This window comes from Acrocarpospora phusangensis (assembly GCF_016862995.1).
Classification (GTDB): Bacteria; Actinomycetota; Actinomycetes; order Streptosporangiales; family Streptosporangiaceae; genus Acrocarpospora; species Acrocarpospora phusangensis.
In genome coordinates, this window is the sequence record NZ_BOOA01000149.1 from 1 (window position 1) to 9,177 (window position 9,177).

Sequence of the window (9,177 nt, forward strand, 5' to 3'; positions counted from 1 at the left end):
GGCCGGCGGGACGGCCAGCTTCGGCTTCAACGGCAGTCCCGGCGGCGCCGGCGCGGTGGTCAGCAACTGCACGCTCAACGGCGCGTCCTGCGCCGGGGGCACCCCGCCACCGCCCGGCACGCCCGGCACCCCGGGCAACCCCTCCGTGACCGGGGCCACCAACACCTCGATCTCGCTCTCCTGGGGCGCCTCCAGCGGCACCGTGACCGGCTACCGCGTCTACGAGGGCACCACCGTGCGGGCCACCGTGACCGGCACCAGCGCCACCCACTCGGGGCTCGCCTCGTGCACCACGCACACGTACACGGTCAGGGCGTACAACGCCAACGGTGAGTCGGCGGCCAGCAACCCGGTGACCGGCTCCACCACCGGCTGCCCGCCGCCCCCGCCCGGCAGCAAGATGCCCGGCGCGCCGTACCTCTTCATGGGCTGGGGCGACCCGCCCGCGCCCGCCAGCGTGATGTCCGCCACCGGAGTCCGGTCCTTCACCATGGCGTTCATCCTGTCCAGCGGCGGCTGCAACCCGGCCTGGGACGGCAACCGCCCGCTCACCGGCGGCCCCGACGCGGCGGCCATCTCGGCCATCAAGGCCGCGGGCGGCAGCGTGCAGATCTCCTTCGGCGGCTGGCAGGGCAACAAGCTCGGCCCCAACTGCGCCACCCCGGCCGCCTTCGCGGGCGCCGTGCAGCAGGTCATCAACGCGGTCGGCCCCGCCGTGGTCGACTTCGACATCGAGAACTGGGACGAGTTCGAGAACTACACCGTGCAGGACCGCATCCTGAACGCCCTCAAGATCGTCAAGCAGAACAACCCGAACGTCAAGGTCGTCGTCACCTTCGGCACCACGACCACCGGGCCGAACGCGCACGGCATCCGCCTGATCAACCAGGCCAAGGCGCTGAACGTGCCGATCGACAACTACACGATCATGCCGTTCGACTTCGGCAGCGGCAACATCCAGACCGACACCATCAACGCGTCCGAAGGCCTCAAGAACGCGCTCAAGGCCGCCTGGGGCTGGACCGACGCGCAGGCGTACGCGCGGATGGGCATCTCCGGCATGAACGGCCTGTCCGACCAGCAGGAGCTGACCACCACCGCGGCCTGGACCGCGATCAGGGACTGGGCCAAGTCCAAGGGCCTGACCCGGCTCGCGTTCTGGGCGGTCAACCGCGACCGGCCGTGCCCCGGCGGGGGCGTGGTCTCCAACTGCAGCGGCATCTCCCAGCCCACCTGGGAGTTCACCCGCATCACCGCCGGTTTCTAGCCGGCCCCAGCCGTACGGCTCACGCCCGCGCCGGGACGCCGGGCGTGAGCCGTACCCTAACCGCCCGAGATCGCGGCGGCGGCGCGCTCCATGAGCAGCGTGCGCTCCCGCGTCGTCGGCGCCAGGGCGGCCGCCCGTTCCAGTTCCTCGGCCGCCTCGGCGCGCCGGCCCAGCCGCAGCAGCACATCCCCGCGTACGGCGCCGAGCAGGTGGTGGCGGGCCATCCGGGGATCGGCGCCGACGGCGTCCAGCACGAGCAGCGCCGCCTCGGGACCGTCCGCGTGGAGCAGCGCCACCGCCCGGTTCAACTCCACCACGGGTGAGGGCGCCAACTGGGCGAGCGCGTCGTACAGCGCGACGATCGCCTCCCAGTCGGTCTCCTCGAACCGGGGGGCGCGCGCGTGGCAGGCCGCGATGGCCGCCTGAACCGTGTACGGCCCGAGCGGCCCGCCCGTCCCCCTGGCGCGGGCGAGACAGGCCAGCCCGTGCGCCATCAGCGTGCGGTCCCAGCGGGAACGATCCTGGTCCTGCAGCAGGACGAGTTCGCCGTCCGGCCCGGTGCGGGCCCGGAAGCGGGACGCCTGCAACGCCATCAGCGCGACGAGCCCGTGCACCTCCGGCTCGCGGGGCAGCAGGCCGGCCAGGATCCGGCCGAGGCGCAGGGCCTCCTCGGCCAGCTCCCCGCGCACCCACGTCTCGCCCGACGTGCCCGAGTAGCCCTCGTTGAAGATCAGGTAGATGACCTCCAACACCGCGGACAGCCGGGCCGGCAACTCCCCGTCGGCGGGCATGCGGAACGGCACCTGCGCCTCGGCCAGGGTCCGCTTGGCCCGGCTGATCCGCTGCCCCATGGTGGCGCCGCTCACCAGGAACGCGCGGGCGATCTCCTCGGTACTGAGGCCGCCCACCAGGCGCAGGGCCAGCGCCGCGCGGGACTCGCGGGGCAGCACCGGATGGCAGGCGACGAAGACCAGCGACAACAACTCCGCGTCCGCCCCGCCGCCGGCCTCCGGAGCCAGGAGGCCGGCGGCAAGCCGGGCGTACTTCTGGTCCCTGACGCGCTCCCGCCGGATCAGGTCGATCGCCCTGCGCCTGGCCGTGGTGGTCAGCCACGCGCCGGGGTTGCGCGGCACGCCCTGTTCCGGCCACTGCTCCAGGGCGGCCGCGAACGCCTCCTGCGCGATCTCCTCGGCGAGCCCGACATCCTGGACCACCCGGGCCAGGAAGGCCACCAGGCGAGCGGACTCGATCCGCCACACCGCCTCAACCGTGCGCCGCGCGTCCATGCGGACTCAGCCCGCGGCGCCCAGCGCCACGAAGTCCTCCTCCTCGAAGTACGGGCGCACCTCCAGGACCTCCCGCAGCGTCCCGTCCGGATTGGCCGGGCACTGCCGGGCCCACTCGACGGCCTCCTCCAGCGAGCTGACCTGCCAGATCCAGTACCCGGCGATGATCTCCTTGGACTCGGTGAACGGCCCGTCCACGACCGAGGTGGTGCCGCCCTCGAAGATGACCTTCGCGCCCTCCGAGCTGGGCTTGAGACCGCCGCCGTCCAGCATGATCCCCGCCTTGATCAGCCGCTGGTTGTACTCCTCCATGGTCGCCATCATCTCCGGCGTCGGCGTGATCCTCGCCTCGTCCGCACCGGCAACCTTGATCATCACAATGACCCTCATGAGGTCTCCTTCTTCGACGTCGGTCCTTCTTACCCGGACGTCGAACGGGCGAGGGGCGGTTTCGACACGAGGGCGCTAGGAGTGCAGCGGCAGGCGGAGCACGAAGCGCGCGCCGCGGTCGCTGTCCTGGATGGTGAGGGTGCCCCCGTGGCTCTCGGCGATCTGCCGGGCGATGGGCAGGCCGAGCCCGACGCCCCCGGCTACCCTGCTGCGCGCGGTGTCCAGCCGGGTGAACCGCCGGAAGACCGTCTCCCGCTGGTCGGCGGCGATGCCGTCGCCGTCGTCCAGCACCTCGACCTCCGCGATGCCGAGCGGGAACCGCGGGTCGCCGTTCCCGCGCCGCAGCGTGACCGTCACCGTGGACGAGGCGTGCCGCTGCGCGTTCTGCACCAGGTTGCCGACCAGCCGGCCTAGCCCGGACCGGTCGCCCAGCACCGTGACGCCCGGCAGCAGCCGCTGCACCACCTTGCCGTTCGACGCCCCGAGCTCCATGGTGATGAGCTCGCACAGATCGACCTTCTGCCGATCGCCCGGCACGCCGGTGTCCAGCCGGGTGAGGGTCTGCAGGTCCGACGCGATCGCCTGGAGCCGCTCGATGCTCGGGAGCACCGCGTCGCACAGCTGGGGCACGTCCGTGTCCTCCGGCGCCATCAGGGCGACCTCCAGCTGGGTGCGCATGGCGGTGATCGGGGTGCGCAGCTCGTGGGAGGCGTCGGAGCAGAACCGCCGCTGCTGGTCCAGTACGGACTCCAGCCGGTCCAGCGTCTGGTTGACGCTCCTGGCCAGCCGGTAGATCTCGTCCTTGGCGGTGGGGACCGGCACCCGGCGGCCCGGGTTGGTGCTCCGGATGTGGTCGAGCTGGGACCGGATGGCCTCGACGGGCCTGAGCGAGCTGGTGACGTTGCGCCGCGCGCCGCAGACCACCGTGAGCGTGAGGATGGCCGTTCCCACGACCAGGATGGCGATCACGCCCGGGTACACGTAGAACGGAAGCGCCGGCGCGGCGCTGTAGATCGTCCAGTTGCCGTCGCGGTACACCTGCTGCGCGACGACGACGTGGCAGCGCCCGCCGGTGAGGATCGAGTCGCAGACGACCTGGCTGGCCACCCGCCGCGGGCTTCTGGGCAGGAAATGCGCCATGGCCGGCCTGCCCTGCAGGTCCTTGGTCGCGGCGACCACCCGCCCGTGCGGATCGACCACCTGGACGGGCCGGACCAGGTCCTGCGGGATGGGCGGCAGCGGATTGCTCAGCTCTCCCCGGTCCACGTAGTACGCGGTCAGCTCGCCCACGGCCGTGACCTCGTCGGTGAGGCTCCGGGTGGCCATCCGGTTGAGGGCGACCAGCAGGACGAGGGAGAACACGATGCAGAGCGCCCCCACCGCGAGGCCCGTGAACAGCGCCAGACGGCCCCTGATCGAGTAGTTCCCCAGCTTCATGACGGCACCGCCCGTCCCGGCCGGACCTGGGGCAGCCGCAGCACGAACCGCGCGCCGCCCCCGGCGCTCTCCTCGACGCGCAGCGTGCCCTGGTGCGCGTGCGCGATGTCCCGGGCGATGGCCAGGCCCAGCCCGGTGCCGTCGCCGTCGAGCCTGCGGGCGTCGTCCAGCCGGATGAACCGGTGGAACACGCGCTCCCGGTCGGCCGCCGCGATCCCCGGCCCGTCGTCGCTCACCACGAGCTCGACCACGGCCTGGGTGGCGCGCACCTCGACCCGTACCAGCTTGGCGGAGTGCCGCTGGGCGTTGTCCAGCAGGTTGGCGAGCAGCCGGCCGATCTGGGACGGCACGGCGGCGACCGTGGCGCCGAGGGTCAGATCGACCAGGACCGGCAGCCGGTCGGCCCGCTGCGAGATCTCGGTCCTGACGAGCGCCGCGAGATCGAGCCGCTGCCGCTCCGCCGACCCGCGGGCCCGGACCCGCGACAGCCAGAGCAGGTCGTCGATGATCGCCTGTAGCCGTACCACCTGGCGCAACGACGATCTGAGCAGGTCGGGCAGGCGGGCCCTGGCGGGATCCAGCTGCGCGTCCTCCAGCTCCGCCCGCAGGGCGGCGACGGGATTGCGGAGCTCATGGGAGACGTCGGAGGCGAACCGCCGCTGCCGGCACGAGACCTCCTCCAGTTCCTCCTTGGCCTGGGTCAGGCGGCTCAGGCAGGTGTTGATCGTGTCACCCAGCCGGGTGACCTCCAGGGCGTTCTCCGGCTCCGGCACATGCGCGGGCAGGTCGCCGAAGTCGAGCGTGGCGAGCTCGGCGCGTACCGACTCCATCGGGCGCAGCAGCCCGCCGGCCACCTTCCAGGCGCCCCAGGCCGCCAGGGCGACCAGTTCGGCGAGGCCGAGCGCCACGATCAGATGGGGGTAGCCCGGCCAGGCCACCCCCCGGAACGGCTGCCGCGCCGCCGCCCGGTCCACGGCCATGGACTCGGGTCCGCTCGCCAGCGCGTACAGGTCGTCGCCGCCCTGCCCCATCAGATACATGCCGAGTCCGGCGGCGAGCAGGGTGAGCACGGCCACCACCGTGGAGAGCAGCGCGATCTGTCCCCGGATCGACCGGGGCATGCACCACACCGGCACCTGGGGCCCGCCCGGCAGCACCCGGGCCAGGCCCTTGGCCACGACCATCCAGATGAGCAGCGTGGCCAGCGGCCACAGGATTACCAGACAGGTCCTGGGCAGGTCCACCATCGCCATCCTTTCGAAAGAGAGCATTCGAGGGGATGGGGGATCCTTCCGTGTCACGCACCAGAAGAGCTGAGTGAACGGTACGAGCCGGGACCCGCGCTCCGTATCGCACATCCATGCGAACTTCTGCTCCGAAAAGCGCGGAGGAGCGGTGTCAGTCCACGAGGGCGGCGAGACGCTTGGGGGCGATCAGGCGGTAGCTGTCGCGGATGAGTTCGTCGAGTTCGTCCCAGTCCTGGTCGACGTCGAGCCGGGCGCCCACCCAGCCCTTGCTCCCCACGTAGGCGGGCACGAAGAAGCGCTCCGGGTCGGACGAGACCAGGGCCTCCTGCACCCCGGGCCCGGCCTTGAACATCATGGTCAGCCCGTCCTCGCTGGTCATCAGGAACAGCTTCTCGCGGACCCGGAACGAGGGCGCGGTGTGGCCGCCGAACGGCTTCTCGGCCGCCTCGGGCAGGGACAGGCACACCTCACGCAACCGCGCCGCCACATCATCGATCATGTACGCCTCCCGGGTCGCTCCCACCGTATCCACCGCCTCAATCAATGGGGAGATTTCGCCGCCCGAGTGGCTGATTCCCCCGGCGGTCGGGCAGTCTTGAGGCCGTCATGGACTACGCAATCCCAACGGGCCTCGTTCTCGTCACCGGTGTCGTGCTCGCCATCGTCGCGCAGCGGAGGGGGTGGAACCCCTCCCTGGCCGTCGCGCTGACGGTCGGCCTCGCCGTCCGCGTGCTCATCATGGGCTTCGCGGCCGCCAGCAACTGGCAGCCGATCGACTACGTCAACAGCTTCCGCCCGGCCGGCGAAGCCATCCTCAACGGCGGCAACCCGGTCAACAGCGGCTGGCACTTCCTGCCCACCATCCCCTACGTGTACGGCCTGCTGCTCTGGCTCGGCATCCCCTGGGAGATCGCCGGCCGGCTGGTCACCGTGGTCGCCGACCTGATCCTGATCCCGCTGGTCGCCCGGCTGGCGGGCGGCCCCAAGGCGAACCTGCGCGCCTTCCAGTACGCGTGCAACCCGCTGGCCATCCTGGTCGCGTCGCTGCACGGGCAGGTCGAGCCGGTGTCGCTGGTGTTCGCGGTCGCCGCGTACGTGGTGGCCCGCGGGCCGGGGGAGTGGACCAGGGGCGAACCCCTGCTGGACCGGCCGGCGCGCATGTGGCACAGCTTCCGTACCGACGACACCGCCACCCGGCGGGCGTTCTACGCGGGACTGCTGATGGGGTTGGGCCTGTGCGCCAAGAGCTGGCCCGCCATCCTCATCCCCGGCATGCTCATGTTCCTGCCCGGGGTGCGGTCGCGGATCGTGGCCATGGTGGGCGTGGCCGTACCGCCGGTGCTGTTCCTGCTGAGCATGCCGCTCGGCGGCTGGGTGCGCTGGGACCAGCTCACCGAGGTGCTCAAGACGATCAGCCTGCGCCCCAGCGACGTGCGCCCGATCACCGGCGACTGGGGCTGGATGGCGCTGTCCAGCGGCGGCGAGTGGGACCTGAGCACCTGGAAACTCAAGGTCGGCCAGTACGCGATCTACGCCGTTGCGGCGTTCTGCCTCTACTGGTGGCGCCGGGCCGACCCGATCGACGTCACCGTCGCCATCCTGCTCGGCTTCATGATCGTCACACCCCGGCTGGGCGCGCAGTACCTGCTCTGGTTCATGCCCTTCCTGGTGGCCAGGCCGACCCGGTTCGCCTGGCCGGCCATCATCGGCTGCTCGCTCTGGGCGGCGGCCGGCTACCTCGTGCTGACCCAGTTCCGGGGGCAGGACTGGGGGGCTCTGCACTCGCCGTGGGCGATGAGCTCGGTGCTGCTCTTCCCGCTGATCATCGCGGCGATGCCGTGGAACCGCCGCGAAGCCGCCCCGGCCGAACTGCTCGCCGAACCTCAGTTGAGGATGAGCCGGACCAGGTGACCGTGGCTGCGGTAGCCCGGCGGGTCGCCGTCGAGCACGCCGGTGACGCAGTCGTAGACGCCGGGCTCGCTCTGCCGTACGAAGAAGACGGGCTCGGCGATCACGGACAGCAGGCGGATCGCGGCGCGGTGCGTCTCGATGCCCTTGAGGTGGACGGCGGGGGTGAGGGTCACCTCGTACACCCCGTCGTCGAGCAGCTGCTCGGACGTGAGCGTCCAGTCCTCGCCGCAGGCGCGGCGCAGGTGCGGCAGCAGGTGGGCCTCGGGCTCCTCGGTGACCCAGCCGTCCCGCTTCATCGTGTCCAGCAGGCTCTGGACCTGTGGGTCCATGGCGGAGCCGTCCGCGATCCCGGTCTGTCGCTCGTCGATGTCCCATCGCCGCGTGGTCATGGCCCCGACCCTACGTCTCCGTAGGTTCCGCGGCGGGGAGCTCCCCGGAAATCAGGGCGGCCGCCATCGAACCGTTAGGATCACTGTCGATCAGGATGGCGCGGGCGAGCAGGCTGAGCGGGATCGCGAGCAGCGCGCCCAGCGGGCCGAGCACGAACGCCCAGACGATCAGCGACAGGAATGTCACGGTGGTGGACAGCCCGACGGCGTCGCCGAGGAACTTCGGCTGGATGAACGACTGGATCACCACGTTGATCACGATGTACGCGACGATGACGAAGATCATGGTCTGGAAGCCGCCGTCCAGCAGGCCGAGCAGCGCGGGCGGGACCAGGCCGAGGATGAACCCGATGTTCGGGATGTAGTTCGTGATTAGCGCCAGGATCCCCCAGAGCAGGGGAAGCGGCACGCTCAGGATGTAGAGCGCGATCACATCCAGGACCGCGCAGATCAGACCGAAGATCGTCGACACGATGAGGTAGCGTCGAGTCCGTTCGGTGAACGTGGTCAGCGCCTTGTACATGGCCGGCCGGCGCGCCTCCGAGGCTTCGATGATCCGGCTGTAGATCGGCGCGTCCAGGCTCATGGCCAGCAGCAGCACCACGATCAGGAACAGGCTCGACAACACGCCGAGCAGCCCCGACAGCACCCCCTGCGCCACTCCGATGAGGTTGGCCGGATCGAAGGTGGAGATCACCTTGTTGATCTGCTCGCTGCCCATGCCGAGACTCGCCGCCCAGCGCTGCGCCTCCGCCACGAGCTCGGTGAACTGCGTGGCGTACTGGGGAGCCAGCAGGGCCAGCTGAGCCGCCGCCAGGGTGAGGATCGCCACCATGCCGAGCAGCACCAGCAATACGACCAGAAGCGGGACCAGCACCATCACCCAGGTGGGCGCGTGCCGGCGCCGCAGCCAGTCGCGTAGCGGCGACACCGCGATGACCAGCACCAGGGCCAGCACCACCGGCCCCAGGATCGACCCCACGGCCTGGATCCCGGCCAGCGTGATCACCGCCCCCGCCGCACAGAGCAGGACGATCAGCGCACGCGGCACCCTGAGTTCGTTCACAGATCCGTTTCTACCCCTGGATCCTGCAAAGATCCGGCTTTCGGATCACCAGTGCACCCGGTTCGGGAACAAGGTGGGCGGAGAAGCTGTTAATCTTTACTTGTCGGTACGGCCGTTGGTGTGGCCGACCGGATCCTCTCTAAAAGATCTTCGAGTCTGAGCTTGCATAGCTCGCACCGAATGT

General features: G+C 70.8%; 9 protein-coding genes. 2 read left to right on the forward strand and 7 right to left on the reverse strand.

The genetic code is table 11. From position 1 onward, the window contains the following. Positions 1–1,267, forward strand: a 1,267-nt coding sequence (locus tag Aph01nite_RS39945; protein WP_204046297.1) for a fibronectin type III domain-containing protein, incomplete at its 5' end; no start/stop codon positions are given. 56 nt (positions 1,268–1,323) lie between these two features. On the opposite strand, the gene Aph01nite_RS39950 is transcribed toward Aph01nite_RS39945, so the two are convergent. From Aph01nite_RS39950 to Aph01nite_RS39970, 5 genes are all read right to left on the reverse strand, one after another. Continuing rightward, complete coding sequence (locus tag Aph01nite_RS39950) at positions 1,324–2,553, reverse strand: RNA polymerase sigma factor (protein WP_204046298.1); 1,230 nt, start codon at positions 2,551–2,553, stop codon at positions 1,324–1,326. Positions 2,554–2,559: 6 nt separating this feature from the next. After that, positions 2,560–2,943: a YciI family protein gene (locus tag Aph01nite_RS39955; RefSeq protein WP_204046299.1), complete on the reverse strand. Its 384-nt coding sequence runs from the start codon at positions 2,941–2,943 to the stop codon at positions 2,560–2,562. A gap of 75 nt (positions 2,944–3,018) precedes the next feature. Next, on the reverse strand, positions 3,019–4,380 hold the full coding sequence (locus Aph01nite_RS39960) for a sensor histidine kinase (RefSeq protein WP_204046300.1): 1,362 nt from the start codon (positions 4,378–4,380) through the stop codon (positions 3,019–3,021). Further along, the gene (locus Aph01nite_RS39965; protein ID WP_204046301.1) at positions 4,377–5,627 is read right to left on the reverse strand and encodes a sensor histidine kinase; all 1,251 of its coding nucleotides are present in this window, start codon (positions 5,625–5,627) and stop codon (positions 4,377–4,379) included. The genes Aph01nite_RS39960 and Aph01nite_RS39965 overlap by 4 nt, the downstream gene beginning before the upstream one ends. A gap of 151 nt (positions 5,628–5,778) precedes the next feature. Then, positions 5,779–6,126 (reverse strand): MmcQ/YjbR family DNA-binding protein, encoded by a 348-nt coding sequence (locus Aph01nite_RS39970; RefSeq protein ID WP_204046302.1) that lies wholly within the window; start codon positions 6,124–6,126, stop codon positions 5,779–5,781. Between the two features lie 107 nt (positions 6,127–6,233). Between Aph01nite_RS39970 and Aph01nite_RS39975 the strand changes: the two genes are divergently transcribed. After that, positions 6,234–7,538 (forward strand): hypothetical protein, encoded by a 1,305-nt coding sequence (locus Aph01nite_RS39975; RefSeq protein ID WP_204046303.1) that lies wholly within the window; start codon positions 6,234–6,236, stop codon positions 7,536–7,538. On the opposite strand, the gene Aph01nite_RS39980 is transcribed toward Aph01nite_RS39975, so the two are convergent. Together Aph01nite_RS39980 and Aph01nite_RS39985 are read right to left on the reverse strand one after the other, a co-directional pair. Continuing rightward, on the reverse strand, positions 7,511–7,927 hold the full coding sequence (locus Aph01nite_RS39980) for a type 2 periplasmic-binding domain-containing protein (RefSeq protein WP_204046304.1): 417 nt from the start codon (positions 7,925–7,927) through the stop codon (positions 7,511–7,513). The two genes, Aph01nite_RS39975 and Aph01nite_RS39980, sit on opposite strands and share 28 nt — an antisense overlap. A 10-nt stretch (positions 7,928–7,937) precedes the next feature. Next, positions 7,938–8,993 (reverse strand): AI-2E family transporter, encoded by a 1,056-nt coding sequence (locus tag Aph01nite_RS39985; protein ID WP_204046305.1) that lies wholly within the window; start codon positions 8,991–8,993, stop codon positions 7,938–7,940. Positions 8,994–9,177: the final 184 nt, after the last annotated feature.

Bases quoted from the DNA above. Each gene is read 5' to 3' on its own strand.
- Aph01nite_RS39950 (WP_204046298.1), bottom strand. From the start codon at position 2,553: ATGGACGCGCGGCGCACGGTTGAGGCGGTGTGGCGGATCGAGTCCGCT.
- Aph01nite_RS39955 (WP_204046299.1), bottom strand. From the start codon at position 2,943: ATGAGGGTCATTGTGATGATCAAGGTTGCCGGTGCGGACGAGGCGAGG.
- Aph01nite_RS39960 (WP_204046300.1), bottom strand. From the start codon at position 4,380: ATGAAGCTGGGGAACTACTCGATCAGGGGCCGTCTGGCGCTGTTCACG.
- Aph01nite_RS39965 (WP_204046301.1), bottom strand. From the start codon at position 5,627: ATGGTGGACCTGCCCAGGACCTGTCTGGTAATCCTGTGGCCGCTGGCC.
- Aph01nite_RS39970 (WP_204046302.1), bottom strand. From the start codon at position 6,126: ATGATCGATGATGTGGCGGCGCGGTTGCGTGAGGTGTGCCTGTCCCTG.
- Aph01nite_RS39975 (WP_204046303.1), top strand. From the start codon at position 6,234: ATGGACTACGCAATCCCAACGGGCCTCGTTCTCGTCACCGGTGTCGTG.
- Aph01nite_RS39980 (WP_204046304.1), bottom strand. From the start codon at position 7,927: ATGACCACGCGGCGATGGGACATCGACGAGCGACAGACCGGGATCGCG.